The organism is Xenorhabdus sp. TH1 (assembly GCF_037260955.1).
Taxonomy (GTDB): Bacteria; Pseudomonadota; Gammaproteobacteria; order Enterobacterales; family Enterobacteriaceae; genus Xenorhabdus; species Xenorhabdus griffiniae.
Genome location: NZ_CP147734.1, coordinates 407,158 through 424,603, shown reverse-complemented (window position 1 = coordinate 424,603; position 17,446 = coordinate 407,158). Strand labels below are relative to the sequence as shown.

The 17,446-nt window shown below is 46.5% G+C and carries 16 protein-coding genes; 6 read left to right on the top strand and 10 right to left on the bottom strand.

Features of this window, described 5'->3' with window-relative positions:
- Positions 1 to 51: 51 nt before the first annotated feature.
- The 10 genes from WDV74_RS01790 to mreB all read right to left on the bottom strand — a co-directional run bounded on the left by WDV74_RS01790 (position 52) and on the right by mreB (position 11,765).
- On the bottom strand, positions 52 to 321 hold the full coding sequence (locus WDV74_RS01790) for a barstar family protein (RefSeq protein ID WP_338884221.1): 270 nt from the start codon (positions 319 to 321) through the stop codon (positions 52 to 54).
- A gap of 4 nt (positions 322 to 325) precedes the next feature.
- Positions 326 to 694 carry a ribonuclease domain-containing protein gene (locus tag WDV74_RS01785; RefSeq protein WP_338885510.1) on the bottom strand — a complete coding sequence of 123 codons (369 nt, stop codon included), beginning with the start codon at positions 692 to 694 and terminating at the stop codon, positions 326 to 328.
- Between the two features lie 84 nt (positions 695 to 778).
- Positions 779 to 2,224, bottom strand: a complete 1,446-nt coding sequence (gene tldD, locus WDV74_RS01780) for a metalloprotease TldD (RefSeq protein WP_338884220.1) — start codon at positions 2,222 to 2,224, stop codon at positions 779 to 781.
- A gap of 18 nt (positions 2,225 to 2,242) precedes the next feature.
- On the bottom strand, positions 2,243 to 3,091 hold the full coding sequence (nit1, locus tag WDV74_RS01775; RefSeq protein ID WP_338884219.1) for a deaminated glutathione amidase: 849 nt from the start codon (positions 3,089 to 3,091) through the stop codon (positions 2,243 to 2,245).
- The gene (yhdP, locus tag WDV74_RS01770; protein ID WP_338884218.1) at positions 3,088 to 6,900 is read right to left on the bottom strand and encodes an AsmA2 domain-containing protein YhdP; all 3,813 of its coding nucleotides are present in this window, start codon (positions 6,898 to 6,900) and stop codon (positions 3,088 to 3,090) included. The genes nit1 and yhdP overlap by 4 nt, the downstream gene beginning before the upstream one ends.
- 94 nt (positions 6,901 to 6,994) lie before the next feature.
- The gene (gene rng / locus WDV74_RS01765; RefSeq protein WP_338884217.1) at positions 6,995 to 8,464 is read right to left on the bottom strand and encodes a ribonuclease G; all 1,470 of its coding nucleotides are present in this window, start codon (positions 8,462 to 8,464) and stop codon (positions 6,995 to 6,997) included.
- The gene (locus tag WDV74_RS01760; RefSeq protein WP_338884216.1) at positions 8,461 to 9,048 is read right to left on the bottom strand and encodes a Maf family protein; all 588 of its coding nucleotides are present in this window, start codon (positions 9,046 to 9,048) and stop codon (positions 8,461 to 8,463) included. Before WDV74_RS01760 ends, rng begins: the two co-directional genes overlap by 4 nt.
- Positions 9,049 to 9,126: 78 nt before the next feature.
- The gene (mreD, locus tag WDV74_RS01755) at positions 9,127 to 9,615 is read right to left on the bottom strand and encodes a rod shape-determining protein MreD (RefSeq protein WP_338884215.1); all 489 of its coding nucleotides are present in this window, start codon (positions 9,613 to 9,615) and stop codon (positions 9,127 to 9,129) included.
- On the bottom strand, positions 9,612 to 10,613 hold the full coding sequence (gene mreC, locus WDV74_RS01750; protein ID WP_338884214.1) for a rod shape-determining protein MreC: 1,002 nt from the start codon (positions 10,611 to 10,613) through the stop codon (positions 9,612 to 9,614). The genes mreD and mreC overlap by 4 nt, the downstream gene beginning before the upstream one ends.
- Before the next feature lie 108 nt (positions 10,614 to 10,721).
- Positions 10,722 to 11,765: a rod shape-determining protein MreB gene (mreB, locus tag WDV74_RS01745; protein ID WP_099142737.1), complete on the bottom strand. Its 1,044-nt coding sequence runs from the start codon at positions 11,763 to 11,765 to the stop codon at positions 10,722 to 10,724.
- Positions 11,766 to 12,227: 462 nt separating this feature from the next.
- Between mreB and WDV74_RS01740 the strand changes: the two genes are divergently transcribed.
- The 6 genes from WDV74_RS01740 to panF all read left to right on the top strand — a co-directional run bounded on the left by WDV74_RS01740 (position 12,228) and on the right by panF (position 17,446).
- Positions 12,228 to 13,202 carry an MDR family oxidoreductase gene (locus WDV74_RS01740; protein WP_338884213.1) on the top strand — a complete coding sequence of 325 codons (975 nt, stop codon included), beginning with the start codon at positions 12,228 to 12,230 and terminating at the stop codon, positions 13,200 to 13,202.
- 155 nt (positions 13,203 to 13,357) lie between these two features.
- Positions 13,358 to 13,810 carry a type II 3-dehydroquinate dehydratase gene (gene aroQ, locus WDV74_RS01735; RefSeq protein ID WP_189759126.1) on the top strand — a complete coding sequence of 151 codons (453 nt, stop codon included), beginning with the start codon at positions 13,358 to 13,360 and terminating at the stop codon, positions 13,808 to 13,810.
- Positions 13,811 to 13,837: 27 nt separating this feature from the next.
- A complete protein-coding gene (accB, locus tag WDV74_RS01730) occupies positions 13,838 to 14,293 on the top strand; it encodes an acetyl-CoA carboxylase biotin carboxyl carrier protein (RefSeq protein WP_338884212.1) in 456 nt (151 codons plus the stop codon).
- A gap of 13 nt (positions 14,294 to 14,306) precedes the next feature.
- Positions 14,307 to 15,656, top strand: coding sequence for an acetyl-CoA carboxylase biotin carboxylase subunit (gene accC, locus WDV74_RS01725; protein WP_338884211.1), 1,350 nt, complete (start codon positions 14,307 to 14,309; stop codon positions 15,654 to 15,656).
- A 112-nt stretch (positions 15,657 to 15,768) separates the two neighbouring features.
- Positions 15,769 to 16,011, top strand: a complete 243-nt coding sequence (locus WDV74_RS01720; protein WP_074024973.1) for a YhdT family protein — start codon at positions 15,769 to 15,771, stop codon at positions 16,009 to 16,011.
- Entirely contained in the window at positions 16,001 to 17,446 is a 1,446-nt protein-coding gene (gene panF, locus WDV74_RS01715) for a sodium/pantothenate symporter (RefSeq protein ID WP_338884210.1), read from the top strand. Before WDV74_RS01720 ends, panF begins: the two co-directional genes overlap by 11 nt.

Here is a 17,446-nt window from a genome sequence, read left to right as displayed (position 1 = left end):
GCCGCCTGCATCATCGCAAGCGGCTCAAGAAATACCAACGGAAGAGACAATTCAACCTATCACATTAAACCGCAATTCCCCTTCCAACTCTTCTTCGGCTTCTTCAAACAACAATATTAGCGCCGCAAAACGTGTTCTTTTTTGCCCAGTCACGCGGATAAAATTAATCTCAACAGGTAACTGAATATAGCCAGTCACGACATCCCACACTGCATCTAGGTTGGCACCAAAATCATCCCCAAGATCGAAGCGCTGTTTGAATTCATCATAGAAAGCGTTTAAGTCAGGGATCTTATTAAAGTCGAATTCCACCTTTTTCATACCATTACTCCAGTCGGGTAAAACTGTTGTAGTGATCAACCGTTAGAAAAATAAAGCCATCATTAGAATAAAGTAACCTGTCACTTCCTCTGTGCCCACACCGATAATTGACATCTGCTTCAAACCAGTGGCGGCCGGATTTTGTCGGTAATTTATTCTCACGGTTGGAAAATTTATCACCACCAATTGCCCTGCCCGGCAATACTTCACATAAATTACCTGCACGAGCGTTCCAGCCAAGACGACGAGCTTGTTTCTTCGTAATGTAATAATCTGGCAATGTGTGATGCTGGCGCAGATAGTCCGCTACACGGCTTTGTTCAGTCAGAACATCAATCTGTTCTTCCTCTGAGTTAGCAAAGGCGGTATACATGACCGCCAGAGCCAATAGTACCGCCGCCAGAATGCTCTTTTTCATGATGACCTCAAGCCACTCGTCCTAATACTCAAGAAATTATCAGGCTGTTCCACCTACAGTCAGGTTATCCAGTTTCAACGTTGGTTGCCCAACACCCACTGGGACACTTTGGCCTTCCTTACCGCAGACACCCACACCTTTATCGAGAGCCAAATCATTGCCAACCATTGAAATTTGCTGCATGGCTTCAATCCCCGAGCCAATCAAGGTCGCCCCTTTTACTGGCTTGGTAATTTTACCGTTTTCAATCAAATAAGCCTCAGAAGTTGAGAAAACAAATTTACCCGATGTGATATCCACCTGACCACCACCGAAATTCGGTGCATACAGCCCACGATCTACACTGGCGATGATTTCTTCTGGTGTGGAATTCCCCGCCAGCATGTAGGTATTAGTCATACGTGGCATCGGCAAATGGGCATAAGATTCACGGCGACCATTACCCGTCGGAGCCACTCCCATCAAGCGAGCGTTGAGCTTATCCTGCATGTAGCCTTTCAAAATGCCATTTTCGATCAAGACATTGTATTGCCCTGGAACGCCTTCATCATCAATAGCCAGTGAACCACGGCGCCCTTCAAGTGTCCCGTCATCCACTACGGTACAGAGTTCTGAGGCCACTTTTTGCCCAACCTGACCAGAGAAAACAGAAGTTCCGCGGCGGTTAAAATCCCCTTCCAGACCATGCCCTACCGCTTCATGCAGCAGAACTCCCGGCCATCCAGCACCCAATACAACTGGCATGGTGCCCGCAGGGGCTGCAACTGCTGACAAGTTTATCAATGCCATGCGAACCGCTTCACGAGCAAATTGCTCTGCCAAAATCTGACCATCTTCGGTACGCAGGAAATATTCATAACCATAACGGGCACCACCACCACTGCCGCCACGCTCACGCTTACCGTCTTCTTCCACCAAGACACTGACAGAAAGGCGTACCAATGGGCGAATATCTGCTGCCAATGTACCGTCTGTCGCCGCCACCAGCACTTGTTCATAAACGCCGCTCAGGCTGGCATTGACTTCTTGTACACGGGGATCTTCCGCGCGGGCAATTTGATCAACGCGGTGCAACAAAGCAATTTTCTCTTCCCGACTCATGCTCTGCAAAGGATCAATTGTTGGATAAAGTGCCTTATGCGTCACTGCACCTAACGTGTGAGAAATACCCTTACCCGCTTCCTGCACGATGCTACGCGCAGCCTGAGCGCTTTGCTGTAACGCATTCAATGTGATTTGATCTGCGTAAGCAAAACCCGTTTTTTCTCCACTGATCGCACGAACACCCACGCCTTGATCGATATTGTAGGAACCTTCTTTGATGATGCGATCTTCCAATACCCATGTTTCATGATAACTGGATTGGAAATAGAGATCGGCATAGTCCAAGCGACGCTCCGCCAATTGACCCAGTACAGAAAATAAGTCTTGATGATTCAAATTATTAGCCGCCAGTAAATGTTCACTGACATAAGTTAAACTCATATTGATTACTCTTTTATCTTAATTTGTATTCTTTTTTATCAAAGAAGTCAGTTGTGGACGGAAGCGATTGTGTTTCACCACTTTTATCTGATCACGCATGTGATTCAAACTATCCCGACGAATATTAAGCTGTAATGCGCTGACAGTCAGAGAATTTTTCTTGATAATTTCTCCCCAGCCACTGACCGCCATGGTATGTCCCCATGTCCTGCGAGTGCCATGTACACCAACCTGCGCCGGTGCCAAAATAATACATTGATTTTCGATAGCACGGGCCCTCAGCAAAGGTTCCCAATGTGCCTTACCCGTCAATCGAGTGAAAGCAGCAGGGACGGAAATCAGCTCGGCACCCTGTTCACGCAATGCCTGAAAAAGCCCAGGAAAACGCAGATCATAACAGATAGTCATCCCCAGGCGACCAACGGGTGTATCAACAACGGTAATATGTTCCCCACGCTGATAAACAGTGGATTCATTATAAGCACCGTGTTCATCGTTGATATTGACATCAAACATATGGATTTTGTCGTAACGTGCCCGGATTTCCCCCTGATCATCAAACAGTAAACTACTGCTGGTGATACGCGAGGGATCTTCCCGACTGACCAATGGCATAGAACCAATCAGCAGCCAAATACCGTAACGTTGTGCTATTTCGCTCACGGCCTGTTGCAATGGCCCACTGCCCTGTGTTTCTGCATGTGCGCGGTAGGTATCAGCATCAGCGAATAACAGGGCATTTTCTGGCGTCAGAACCAGTTTTACTGTCTCTGGTAATTGCTTAATCTGCTGTTCAATTTGCGCTAAATTGTGTTTGACATTCGCACCACTACATAATTGTAAAAGTGCAACATTGACATTTCTCATGGCCCTTTATTCTCCTTAAGCTGACGTAAAACTTCATCAATTTTAGGCTGTTCGAAGCTGCCCGTTAACCGATAGCGAATCACCGATATCTTGTTCCAAAGAGGCCTCAGTGCTTTTGTCGCGGCAAAAATTGCCGCACCAGCCACAGGATTGATGGCAAAGGCCGTCGCGACGCCCACTGTTGTCGAAATTTCTGGCGTAATGACCAATGCCATATCGATCTGGCGCTGAACTAGATCTGTCCGCCCTGTTGCATTAATATCTGCTGCCAATCCATCGATGAAAAAGTTATCGGTATACAAAACACCATTTTTTACCGTTGCATCACCACGAATGGAATCAAAGTTGAAATCATTACTGAATGTGTCACTGAAATCCAATTGTAATTTACGCAACAACGCATCAAAACTAATAAGCCTGAATAATTGCCCAGCCCTACCACCGCCTAATTTGGCAATAGCCCCTTTTTTCATGTTTCCAGTCAACGTGCCATTCAATGTCTTGAGATCCAGCTGCCACGGGACATTTTGCCATTTCAAATTGAAATCAAATTTGAAAGGTGCACCCACAATCGGCACGATAAAGCCCAAATAAGCAGCCATATCATCGAATTTTTCTCCTGATAAATACCCTTTGATATGGCTATAACTTCCGGTATGGTTTTCATACCAACGCCCAGATAATGTCAGGTTTCCAGCACTGTTCTCCATTTTCCCATTGGTCAAAACCAGAGAATCACCTTCTGGCCTGATCGAACCAGATACTTTGCCGAGTTTTAATCCACCCACCCAGCATTCTGCGCATTTAACATCCAATGCAGGCCAACTGTTCAAAGCATAATGGGGCATTGGCTCCTTATCTGGCATTAACTTTTTGTCATCACTCAACGAATCTGTCGCAAATAGAGGATCATAATAAAGGTAATTGATTGATGCCTGCATCGGCTTATGTTTTGCAATCAAAAGGCGGCCATCAATCTCTTTCCCCTTTGCATTCACGGTTACTTCACCATTTTGTTGCATGACATCGAATGCGAGCTGATTCCAACGCTGTCCAGCAAGATCCAGTGCAGGCAATGAAATTTCAAATACATTTGGCCACAGAAAACCCTCTTCTTCCGATGGTTTCCACTGCAAAAGAGCAAGCAACGCCAATAATTTTTCACCATCAATGGAAGGCAACTTTAATGCCAGTAATGATTTTTTCGGCAGTTCAGGAATCCCCTCATTATCGGTTCGAAAAATACCTCGCTGCAATTTGGCAGGGGCTTCTTCCAGATCCCACTGCGTATTGAATGCATATTTCTTGCCCATTAATCCTGTGATCTGGAGCTGGTTCATATCACCTTCAGCATGGAGATTAACTTTATCCCATTCCCGCAGAGATTCTGTGTCCAGTATTGGTAACTGACTGTTCAAATGTGACAAATCTGCATTAACTGCAACACGATATTTCACGTCACTTTTTGACTCACCTGAAGGTAGAGTAACATTGACATCCCCCTGCCAATTTAGCGCTCCAGATAACTTGTTGCGGATCTCTGCCGGAAGTTCCGGTAATGCCTTCGCCGCCCAATGTGAATCCAGTTTTACATCAACCTGATAACGCTTTGGCAAATCTTGGGTAGAAAACTTCAGGGACAAAGGGTTTCCTAGCCAATGAGCAGATAATGTCTCACTTTTTAAGTTACCATTGTCAAAACGAAATTTGCCATTGAGATGCGCCATCTCACTATTCAATGGCTTAATGAACAAATGGGTATCTTTCAACGCCACTTCTCCACTCGCCACAACTTTCCCATGCCGTAAAGGAATATCCATATGGAGTTTTCCATCCACCCGACCGTTAAGCTGTAAATTCTCTAGTGCGCTGCCAATTGTGTCTGCCATCGGGCTGTGGTTGAAATAATCATGAATACTCTTCCCATCCCCAGAAAGTGCCGCATCAATAAACAGCTTATGCTTACCGTAATCAGGGATCACTGCCGAAACGTGAGTCGCCCCCACTTTTCCCAACTGTGCTTTCTGTGCCAGCATCCACAATCCATTGTTCTGGAAGTTAAGATCAATATTCAAATCAAACAGTGCCGGCCAATCGGGTTGGTATTGAAAAGTGGCATGGCGCAGCGGCACAAATACCTGAAATTGACCGTTGTTCTGTTTAAACGGAAAGTCATGAGGATCACCATGAAAAATCAGGGTCGCATTATCGACCTTTCCCTTAATCAAGGAAGCAGTCAAATAGTCTGTCAGAGATTCCCCCATCAGTGGCTTGGGAAAATAGCGCCAAGCCTCACCCAGGTCATTAACTCGAATTCCCGCTAACATGGATAAAACAGGTGGTTTACTGTGAGGTTTTAGGTAATGGAAATTTCCATTAAGCCACAGCGATTTGGCCTGCAAATCCAGCCCCTGGCTCCATACTTCCATGCCATTTTGACCATTTTTCCAGGATACCTGCCCTTCGCTGCGGGTAATCTCAAGCGGAGCCTGAAACATATTGCCATAATCAATAGTGCTGTTTTTCAGTGCAAGATTGAGCTTTCCCCAATGCTTATTTCCCTCTAAGCTGCCACTAAAATGGTTAACTGAAGGCAGTTCTTTCCAACGTAACCAGCTTACATCCTGCCATTTCAGGCGAATGTCCATATCATCGGGAAGGGCTGGTGTGATATCGAGGGCAAAATTGTCAATCACCCCTTTTGGCTGTCGGTATTGCCAATCCTTGACGATATCCGGTGTCACAAAAGAGAGTATCGGTAATATTCCGTTTAAATATTCAAGTTGGATATTTTCAGCACGAATACGCCAATGATCATTGTCCTGATATTGCCGAGACTGTTTAACATACAGTGCCGCAATCTTCCCTTCAGGCCATCGTTGCTCGTCAGTTTTCAGGCTGGCCAGATTTGGTACTTCGAACAACCACCCTTCCCCCTGACGACGCATCTGCACAAGGAAGTCACGCACTTCAAGTCGGTGTTTTTCATTTCCGACATCCCAATTGGCGCCACCGTGCCTAAGCTGCAAGCGTCCACTATCAATCCGCCCATTCTGCAAGGTAATCCAACTGGCTAAGCTGAAATGGGCCTTATCCAACCCCGTGTTATCCCTTAACCAACGGCTTAACCACAATCGCATGTCGATATCATCGGCCTGCAAATAAACGGTGCCATTATCCAAGATCCCATCGCTATCTTTCAGGTCAAGTTTCACCTGGACAATACCTTCTTGCCCATTAAGCGAAGAGAGGCTTACGCTGCCTTGTGCCCGATGGCGGTTATCTTGATTCAACCAGGTTAGTTGCGGTAATAGCAAATCACCTTTTTCACCTGATGGCGTCAAAAAGGTCAATCGGCTGTCATGCAAATCAAAATGATTGAATTGTTCAAGAAACAAGGTAGAGAGGCTATCCGGCTGAGAAAACCTGTTTTCGCCCTCTGTGTCAAACAGCGCCTTATTGTAATTTACCTGAAGCTGGTAAAAGGACAGATCACGAAAATGCCAGCGCCGTTGTAGAAGTGAGCGCCAGACATCCAAAGAAAGCATGACCTTTTTGGCATGAATATCGACATCTGCCGTCTTTGCCCTGATATCACGGATTTCCAGACTAGGACCAAAAGGTTCCCAGTGTCCTTTTATGTAGCCAATATTGACAGGAATGTTTGTCACGTCAGCAATTTTTTCGACTAATTGCTGACGATATTCATTGATGTGTGGCAGGAAGAAACGCAACCCGCTGACAAGCAAAGCCACAATGATAATAACTATTGCGGCTGTCGCTAATAGTATCCCCGGCAGTCGCTTCACGCATTTCTCCTTGGTTGCCAGCGCTATTTCTCTGCAAGCTAGTTTCTACAAATCTTCTTCTACAGACTCGCTCTTACATAATGAACGGATCGTGTTACATCATGATAACGTCGAATTGCTCCTGGCTGTAACGCTGTTCTGTCTGCACTTTGACCTGCTTACCCACAAAAATTTCCACCTCGGCCAATGCGTGAGACTCATCCCCTTTTAAGGCTTCACTGACGGCTGGCGAGGCATAAACCAGAAAACGATCCGCATCAATTGCACGATTGACGCGTACAATTTCACGCAAGATTTCATAACAGACAGTTTCGACGGATTTTACCGTGCCACGTCCCTGACACGTTGGGCAATTATCACATAAGATATGTTCGATACTTTCCCGCGTACGCTTGCGTGTCATCTCGACCAAGCCCAATTGTGAAAAACCATTGATGGTGGTTTTTACCCTATCTTTGCTTAATGCCTGTTCCAGGGAAGCTAATACACGGCGACGATGTTCTTCATTACCCATGTCAATAAAATCAATGATAATGATACCGCCCAAATTACGGAGCCTTAATTGCCGGGCGATTGCCTGTGTTGCTTCAATATTAGTATTAAAGATAGTCTCATCTAAGTTGCGATGCCCAACAAAAGCACCCGTATTAATATCAATTGTCGTCATGGCTTCTGTCTGATCAATGATCAGATACCCGCCTGACTTTAATTCCACCTTACGTTCCAGCGCCCGTTGAATTTCATTTTCCACGTCGTACAGATCAAATATCGGCTGGTTTCCCTGATAATGTTCCAGTTTAGCGTTCATTTCAGGGATATATTCATCAATAAATTCCTGCAATTGGATAAATGTTTGGCGGGAATCAACTCGAATACGATCGAGGGAAGCACCAACAAAATCACGTAAGACACGCTGTGCCAGAGCTAATTCACCATAGACCTTGTTTTTAGTGATATTGCGTTTCTTACGTTCAATCACTTTACTCCACAGGCGCTTCAAAAATGCGGCATCCTGCCTCAGTTCTTCTTTTCCCACACCTTCAGCAGCCGTGCGAATAATAAAACCCCCATGCTCATCACAATACTCCATCACGATGCTTTTTAGGCGCTCACGCTCTGCTTCGCTCTCTATGCGCTGTGAAACACCAACATGCGATGCACCTGGCATAAACACCAAGTAACGTGATGGTAAGGTGATATCCGTTGTTAAACGGGCACCTTTTGTTCCCAGAGGATCTTTCACTACCTGGACAAGTAAATCCTGCCCTTGACGCACCAATTCAGCAATGTCCCTGACATGGAAGTTTTTCCGCTCTTCTCCGGCAATACACTCAGTATGGGGCACAATATCCGAAGCATGCAAAAAAGCCGCTTTCTCCAGCCCAATATCGACAAAAGCCGCCTGCATACCCGGTAAAACCCGGCTCACACGCCCTTTGTAAATGTTTCCGACAATGCCCCTTTTGGCTTCCCGCTCAATATGAATTTCTTGTAAGATACCGCCATCAATATAAGCAACCCGCGTTTCGGATGGTGTTACATTGACTAATAACTCTGCTGTCATGAATAGTCCTTCCCATCAGCTAACGCTAAAAATCGTGTGATTAATTCATTCGTTTCCACCAGTGGCAAGCCGACAACAGCGTGGTAACTGCCGTTAATTTTTCTGACAAAACAACCGCCTTTACCTTGGATCCCATAAGCGCCGGCTTTATCCATCGGCTCCCCAGTAGCAATATATTCCTGTATTTCCGATTGGGACAACTGGCGGAATATCACATCTGTAATGACTATCTCACTCAAGGTGTGTTGATTGTTCGATAAAGCAACAGCCGTCATTACTTGGTGGCACTGACCAGACAAGGCGTTAAGCATTTGCGCAGCGTGTTGCTGATTTTGTGGTTTTTCCAAGATGCAGTTATTCAATACAACAATGGTATCCGCTCCCAGAACGGGGTGATCGTGAGGTGCAATGGCTACGCCAGATTGTGCTTTCTCTCTGGCTAATCGAGTAACATATTGCTGTGGAGACTCCCCTTCATGCCATTTTTCTTCGACCTGAGGTGTCAGGATTTCAAAGTTAAAATCCAATAATTCCACCAATTCACGCCGTCTTGGGGAGCCAGAAGCTAAGTAAATGGTTTTCATTGCGAATAATCCTTAGGAGTCTATCCCATCAGCTATTTTTTGTTATATGCCTTTGCCTTTTAAATACAGGAACCCACTTTAACGAACTGAAAATTGACGACGGATTTTCCGCATTAATAAGAATAGCCAAGGCCAGAGAATACCATTGACCACCCCATTCCAGAACACTTCTGGATGAAAGAGGGTCTTTAGTAATAGAGTATGAACCAGGAAAACACAGAGGTTCATCAATGTCGAAAGCCCGACCACAACCAGGGCTTGCTGCCAAAGCGCCATATTGCGGATAAGCTGGAATTTGAATGCGACCAGGAAACTGATAATGCTAAATGCCAAAGCATGTGCTCCCAAGATACTTCCGTGCAACAGATCAGTAATAATCCCCAAGACAAAGCCAGTACCAACGCTGACACGATGGGGAAGCGCAAGCAACCAATAAACTAAGCACAGCATCAATAAGGCAGGCCGGAACATAAAAAACTGCTCCGGCCACGGCATAATCTGTAGCACTATCGCAATCAGGAAAGACAACCAAATGATCCAAAGTCCTTGGCTATAGTATTGGCTCATTGATGATTTCCTGTCGCTGATAATGTCGGTTTTTCCGCTGACGTTTCTGTTGATTCTGGTGCCAGCAACTGCGATGTCTCATTTGGTGGGTTTGGCAACACCTGTGGTAACACCTGCATCAAACGCTCATTGGCAGCGCGGTATACTTCCGAAGGGGGTAATGGTTCAGAGGGATCATTATCCCCCCCCCATAATAGGAGTAAATAGCGCAAGCGCCGCAATTCAGCCAATGGACGGGCACGAATTACCGAATGAGCCCGCTGGTTATCAATTTTGACAGAAGAAACGACAGCCACAGGATAACCTTCAGGAAAACGCCCTCCCAGCCCCGATGTCACCAATACATCACCGACACGGATGTCTGTATCACTGGGTAAAGGTTCTAGCAGGAGATCATCCGTACACCCTGCTCCACCAGCAATAACACGAATGTCATTACGCAGTACCTGCACAGGAATTGCGTGGGAGGGATCGCAAATCAACAATATCCGGCTGCTCAACTGACTTACGGCAGTCACTTGACCCACGACACCGCGATCACTGATAACCGGCTGCCCTTCATACACACCATCCTTCGCCCCCTTATCAATGACCATTTGATCTCGATATGGATCCATCCCGCCAGAAATCACCTGTGATACCATCATGTGCTCATCATGACGCAACGGCGACCCTAACAATTCACGTAAACGAGAATTTTCTTGTTTCAGTTGCCCCAACAGTAACAATTTACTGTCTTGCAACCGCAGTTCATTACGCAGGGTTCTATTTTCCAGCTCCAGATGATTACGGCTAGTGAGAGATTCTGAAATACCGTCCAAAAACTGACGCGGTCCATTGGCAAGAAAGTAAAAAGGACTGACAGCCGTATCCATGTAGCTACGGACTTTATTGAAAACACCAAGGCGACTGTCTACCACCATCAAAATGATGGCAACAATGATAGCAAAAAAGAGTCGTAGTTGCAGAGAAGACCCTCTGCTAAAAATCGGCTTCATAAATGGCGTATTGTCGGGCTGTATTGTCTCATAAATGATAAAACTCTGGAACAATCGGCAAGGAGGTTCCAATAAAACATATCCACCTCCCAGCTCACAGAGTTACTTTCAGTCTTCGCTGAACAGATCGCCACCATGCATGTCGATCATCTCCAGTGCCTTGCCACCACCACGGGCAACACAGGTCAGGGGATCTTCAGCAACAATGACAGGAATGCCTGTTTCTTCCATCAGTAACCGATCAAGATTACGCAGCAACGCACCACCGCCAGTCAGCACCATGCCTCGTTCAGAAATATCAGAGGCCAATTCTGGTGGGCACTGTTCCAGAGCAACCATAACAGCGCTCACAATACCTGTTAATGGTTCTTGCAAGGCTTCTAGAATTTCATTGGAATTCAGGGTAAAACTGCGAGGCACACCTTCCGCAAGGTTACGGCCACGCACTTCGATTTCTCGTACTTCATCCGTTGGATAAGCAGACCCAATTCCGTGTTTAATGCGCTCTGCCGTTGCTTCCCCAATCAGGGAGCCATAATTACGACGAACGTAGTTGATGATAGCTTCATCAAAACGGTCACCACCAATACGCACAGAAGAAGAATAAACCACCCCATTAAGGGAAATAACAGCAACCTCAGTGGTTCCCCCACCGATATCAACAACCATTGAACCCGTTGCCTCGGAAACTGGCAAACCAGCACCAATAGCAGCTGCCATAGGTTCTTCAATTAAAAATACTTCTCGTGCTCCTGCACTTTGGGCGGATTCACGGATAGCACGACGCTCAACTTGAGTCGCACCGACAGGCACACAGACCAACACGCGCGGACTTGGGCGCATGAAACTGTTATTGTGAACCTGCTTGATAAAATGCTGTAGCATCTTTTCGGTAACATAGAAATCAGCAATAACCCCATCCTTCATGGGACGGATAGCAGCAATATTACCCGGAGTACGTCCCAGCATCTGTTTTGCTTCCAGCCCCACCGCTGCAACACTTTTTGGTGAACCGGCTCTGTCCTGACGAATAGCCACAACAGAGGGTTGATCCAATACTATTCCTTGGCCTTTGACATAAATAAGGGTATTGGCAGTACCCAAGTCAATGGACAAATCGTTGGAAAACATGCCACGAAATTTCTTTAACATAACGAAAGGATAATCCTGCAAGCTGGGGACGGAGATTGTCCGTCTACTCTATCAACCACATGAAGCAGCGACAAGGCGCATAATTAACTACTTTTACTACTTCAATAAAAGTGGCCACGTTATTCACATCAGAAATACGATATTCTACGTTACTTTTCTCTAACGGAGCAGAAAAAAACTACATAAAAATGGGTTAATTCAGCTAATACACCAAAAAACAACATGACAAAGAAAGTCCCAAGGCGAAATAGTTCATTAATTATAAAAACAATAGATGAATTTAGTGAGATATCACAACATTGTTGTCTGCCCATTTCAGTACGTCAGGTTTTATCTATATTGTAGTAACGTAAAGTTGTAATGGTACAAATTGCCGTGATGCAAAATGATAGTAATACCAGAACCGTAGTCATGCTAAAAAAGTAATAACGTTAGATAGATACCTATCAAGAGAGGATGATCATGAAAGCCTTATTACTGGAACAACACGAAATATTATCAGCATCCATTCAAGATATTGATGTGTCTCAACTGCCATCGGGTAATGTGGTCGTTGATATCCATTGGTCAACACTCAATTACAAAGATGCCCTTGCCATCACCGGCAAAGGAAAGATTATCCGCCAATTTCCGATGGTGCCGGGGATTGATTTTTCTGGTGTTGTCCATCATTCCGAAGATCCCCGTTTTCACGTTGGACAGCATGTTTTGCTGACTGGCTGGGGTGTGGGAGAAACACATTGGGGCGGGCTGGCAGAACAAGCAAAGGTATCTGGTGAATGGCTGACCCCCTTGCCGCCCGAATTAAGTACCCGACAAGCGATGATCATCGGCACGGCAGGTTTTACTGCCATGTTATGTGTCATGGCGTTGGAACAAGGAGGCGTCACACCGGAAAGCGGAGAAATCGCCGTGACAGGAGCCAGTGGTGGGGTTGGCAGTACGGCGATTACCTTACTATCACAACTGGGCTATTCCGTCACTGCAATTAGCAGCAAACCCGACAGCCAAGATTACCTGATCTCGCTGGGGGCGAAAACGGTTTTACCTGCCAGTGATTTCAACCAGCCATCACGCCCATTAGAAAAACAACGTTGGGCTGGTGTGATAGATACCGTTGGTGGCACGATATTGGCTACCCTGCTAGCACAAGTGCGTTACAACGGTACAGTAGCCGCTTGTGGCATGGCAAGTGACAGTCAACTCCCCACGAGCGTAATGCCGTTTATTCTACGTAATGTTCGTTTACAGGGTGTAGAATCTGTCACTGTCCCTGCGGTGAAACGCCCTGCCGTTTGGCAACGTTTGCAAACGCTATTGCCAGATCCCTTTTATCAGCAAGCAGCGAATGAAATTACATTAGAACAGGTGATCGAACACGCCAATAAGTTGATAAACAATCAAATTACGGGCAGAACAGTGGTGAAAGTGCGCTGATAAGACCAGTATTTAGCTGCCAAATGCCACGATATATTTATAATGTCTGGCTTTATCGCCAAATTTACAATTCTAAATATCAGAAAGAGATGACAAACCGTTGACATCGAGTTATCTTGGTCGATTGTTGACAGATTGCCGGAGATACCCGCACAATGGCAGACAAGTTTCGCATTTTACTCTTGAATGGCCCTAACCTGAACCTGTTGGGAACACGAGAGCCAGAGACCTACGGCAAGTTAACGCTGGATGACATCGTTAACAGACTGTCAAAAGAAGCTCAACAATCGGGGGCTGAATTATCCCATCTGCAATCCAACGCAGAATCTGAACTGATTGAAAGAATTCATTCTGCGCGGGGCAATACGGATTTTATTTTAATCAACCCTGCGGCATACACGCATACCAGCGTGGCATTGCGCGACGCACTTCTGGCGGTAGATATCCCATTTATTGAGATTCACCTTTCCAATGTGCATGCCCGCGAGCCATTCCGCCACCACTCATATCTTTCCGATATTGCAGTCGGTGTTATCTGTGGATTGGGGGCGGATGGTTACAGTTTCGCATTACAGGCAGCGGTCAACCGCTTGTCAACATCCAACTAATTGACTTAAAAGTACGGAACCACACTCATGGATATTCGTAAGATAAAAAAACTGATCGAGCTGGTTGAAGAATCTGGCATTTCTGAACTGGAAATTTCTGAAGGTGAAGAGTCAGTACGCATCAGCCGGGCAACGACAGCCACGGCAATACCTGTGACCCAGCAATATATTTCTGCACCTGCTCAGCAGCCAGTGCAGGCTGCTGTACCCGCAGCGCCAGTCGCCGCTGACAAACCCGCTGAAATCAATGGTCACACCGTTCGCTCTCCGATGGTTGGTACGTTCTATCGTTCACCAAGCCCAGATGCGAAACCTTTCATTGAAGTCGGCCAGCACGTTAATCAGGGCGAAACCCTGTGCATCGTTGAAGCGATGAAAATGATGAATCAGATCGAAGCTGACAAAACTGGCGTAGTAAAAGCAATTCTGGTCCAAGACGGTCAACCTGTTGAATTCGACGAGCCATTGGTCGTCATCGAATAACGAGGCGCACCCCATGCTTGAAAAAATTGTCATTGCTAACCGCGGTGAAATTGCACTGCGTATCCTGAGAGCCTGTAAGGAACTTGGGATCAAAACCGTGGCTGTACACTCTGCGGCAGACCGTGATCTGAAGCACGTCCTGCTGGCGGATGAAACCGTCTGCATTGGCCCGGCTGCCTCAGCTAAAAGTTATCTAAATATTCCTGCCATTATCTCTGCGGCGGAAATCACTTGCGCACAGGCAATCCACCCGGGTTATGGCTTCCTGTCTGAAAATGCTGACTTTGCCGAGCAGGTCGAGCGTTCTGGCTTTATTTTCATTGGCCCGAAAGCGGACACTATCCGTTTGATGGGGGATAAAGTTTCCGCTATCAATGCAATGAAAAAAGCAGGTGTCCCTTGCGTTCCTGGCTCTGATGGCCCATTGGGTGACGATACCGAGAAAAACAAGACCATTGCAAACCGCATTGGCTACCCGGTAATCATCAAAGCATCGGGCGGCGGCGGCGGTCGTGGTATGCGCGTCGTACGCAGCGATAAAGATCTGGCACAATCCATCGCCATGACCCGCGCAGAAGCTAAAGCCGCTTTCAACAACGACATGGTATACATGGAGAAATTCCTTGAAAACCCACGTCACGTTGAAATACAGGTCTTAGCTGATGGTCAGGGCAATGCACTCTATCTGGCTGAACGTGACTGCTCCATGCAGCGCCGCCACCAGAAAGTGGTGGAAGAAGCGCCAGCACCAGGTATCTCACCAGAACTGCGCCGCAGTATCGGTGAACGTTGCGCCAATGCCTGCATCGAAATCGGCTATCGCGGAGCAGGTACATTTGAGTTCCTGTACGAAAACGGCGAATTCTACTTTATTGAGATGAATACCCGTATTCAGGTTGAACATCCCGTGACTGAAATGATCACTGGCGTTGACTTGATTAAGGAACAGTTGCGTATCGCCTCCGGTATGCCACTGTCCATCAAACAGGAAGATGTTGAAATCAAAGGGCATGCGATCGAATGCCGTATCAATGCCGAAGATCCGAAAACCTTCCTGCCAAGTCCGGGCAAGATCACCCATTTCCACTCACCCGGTGGGTTTGGTGTGCGTTGGGAATCCCACATCTATGCGGGATATACCGTACCGCCTTACTATGATTCCATGATTGGTAAGCTCATCACTTACGGCGAAACCCGTGAAGTGGCCATTGCGCGTATGAAGAACGCACTGGCCGAGTTGATCATTGATGGCATTAAGACCAATATCGATCTGCAACTGGCAATCATGAATGACGAGAACTTCCAGAAAGGTGGAACCAATATCCACTATCTGGAGAAGAAATTAGGCTTACATGATAAGTAAGGTTTCTTTGACGCTTATTTAGCGTTTGTTGCTTTGAATAAAATCCCATCTTTTATCGGTGGGATTTTTTATATTCCCCCCTATTGTTTCATGTAAATTACCCGGAGAACGAATGGACGGACGATTTGTTCAATCCAATAAAGAAGCACGCTGGGCGATATTCCTGACATTGGCCTATCTTGTTGGTTGGCTGCTGTGTGCTTATTTACCCAGTGATGCCATCGGCTTAACTGGGTTGCCTCGCTGGTTTGAACTGGCTTGCCTGCTGCTACCTGCCTTATTTATCATCCTTTGCTATTTGATGGTGAAGTTTATATTCAAGGACATTCCACTGGAGGATAGTGATGCAAAGTGAAGTCATTCTGCCTCTCGTGGGATATCTGGCATTAGTGTTCATGCTCTCAATCTATGCTTATCGCCGCCGACAAACAGGCGAATTCCTCAGTGAGTATTTTCTCGGCAACCGCTCAATGGGGGGTTTTGTACTGGCAATGACCATTACCGCAACCTATATCAGTGCCAGTTCCTTTATTGGTGGCCCTGGTGCCGCTTATAAGTATGGTATCGGTTGGGTGTTATTATCATTGATCCAATTGCCGGCGATATGGCTCTCACTGAGCGTATTGGGAAAAAAATTTGCGATCCTCGCCCGCCGTTATAATGCGGTCACCCTCAACGATATGCTATATGCACGCTACCAAAGCCGCTTTCTGGTCTGGTTTGCCAGTATAAGCCTGCTGGTGGCCTTTATCGGTGCTATGACAGTGCAATTCATTGGCGGTGCTCGTTTACTGGAAACCGCCGCCGGTATTCCTTACGATACAGGGCTATTGATTTTTGGCGTTTCCATCGCCCTCTATACGGCTTTTGGCGGTTTTAGAGCCAGCGTCCTTAATGATGCCTTACAAGGATTAGTGATGTTGCTGGGAACCGCGTTATTACTGGCAGGCATTATCTATAAAGCCGGTGGATTATCAGCAGCAGTGACGACACTGCGCACTATTGACCCTAATCTGGTTTCTCCTTATGGCGTCGATAATATCCTCACAGGGCCATTTATGGCGTCTTTCTGGGTACTGGTTTGCTTTGGTGTTGTTGGGCTGCCACACACCGCAGTGCGCTGTATCTCTTATAAAGACAGTAAAGCCGTTCACCGTGGTATTGTGCTTGGCACACTCGTAATGGCATTCCTGATGTTCGGTATGCACCTTGCTGGTGCCCTTGGCCGAGCCATCATTCCTGATCTGACGATCCCCGATCAAGTGATCCCAACGTTAATGATCACGGTACTGCCTCCTGTTGCTGCCGGTATTTTTCTGGCTGCACCAATGGCGGCGATTATGTCCACCATTAACGCCCAATTACTGCAATCTTCGGCCACTATCGTCAAAGATCTCTATTTAAACCTGTTTCCACACCAGATCAGCCAGGAGAAAAAACTGTCACGCATCTCCAGTTATTCCACCCTATTTTTAGGGGCATTACTGCTACTGGCAGCCTGGCGCCCACCTGAGATGATTATCTGGCTGAACTTGCTGGCATTTGGTGGACTGCAAGCCGTTTTCCTCTGGCCACTAGTGCTAGGATTATATTGGGAAAAAGCCAATGCCCAGGGAGCAATCAGCTCAATGCTGACAGGAGCCGCAAGCTATACTTTGCTGGCAACGTTCAATATCCAGCTGCTTGGTTTCCACCCTATCGTGCCATCGCTATTGCTGAGTTTACTGGCATTTTGGCTAGGAAATAAATTTGGTGCGGCTTGCTCTAACCGGTTACATTTCACACAATAA

Coding starts and splice junctions, on each gene's coding strand:
- WDV74_RS01740 (WP_338884213.1), top strand. CDS start 12,228: ATGAAAGCCTTATTACTGGAACAACACGAAATATTATCAGCATCCATT.
- panF (WP_338884210.1), top strand. CDS start 16,001: ATGCAAAGTGAAGTCATTCTGCCTCTCGTGGGATATCTGGCATTAGTG.
- nit1 (WP_338884219.1), bottom strand. CDS start 3,091: ATGAGAAATGTCAATGTTGCACTTTTACAATTATGTAGTGGTGCGAAT.
- mreB (WP_099142737.1), bottom strand. CDS start 11,765: ATGTTAAAGAAATTTCGTGGCATGTTTTCCAACGATTTGTCCATTGAC.
- mreC (WP_338884214.1), bottom strand. CDS start 10,613: ATGAAGCCGATTTTTAGCAGAGGGTCTTCTCTGCAACTACGACTCTTT.
- rng (WP_338884217.1), bottom strand. CDS start 8,464: ATGACAGCAGAGTTATTAGTCAATGTAACACCATCCGAAACGCGGGTT.
- accC (WP_338884211.1), top strand. CDS start 14,307: ATGCTTGAAAAAATTGTCATTGCTAACCGCGGTGAAATTGCACTGCGT.
- WDV74_RS01760 (WP_338884216.1), bottom strand. CDS start 9,048: ATGAAAACCATTTACTTAGCTTCTGGCTCCCCAAGACGGCGTGAATTG.
- mreD (WP_338884215.1), bottom strand. CDS start 9,615: ATGAGCCAATACTATAGCCAAGGACTTTGGATCATTTGGTTGTCTTTC.
- accB (WP_338884212.1), top strand. CDS start 13,838: ATGGATATTCGTAAGATAAAAAAACTGATCGAGCTGGTTGAAGAATCT.
- tldD (WP_338884220.1), bottom strand. CDS start 2,224: ATGAGTTTAACTTATGTCAGTGAACATTTACTGGCGGCTAATAATTTG.
- WDV74_RS01720 (WP_074024973.1), top strand. CDS start 15,769: ATGGACGGACGATTTGTTCAATCCAATAAAGAAGCACGCTGGGCGATA.
- WDV74_RS01790 (WP_338884221.1), bottom strand. CDS start 321: ATGAAAAAGGTGGAATTCGACTTTAATAAGATCCCTGACTTAAACGCT.
- aroQ (WP_189759126.1), top strand. CDS start 13,358: ATGGCAGACAAGTTTCGCATTTTACTCTTGAATGGCCCTAACCTGAAC.
- WDV74_RS01785 (WP_338885510.1), bottom strand. CDS start 694: ATGTATACCGCCTTTGCTAACTCAGAGGAAGAACAGATTGATGTTCTG.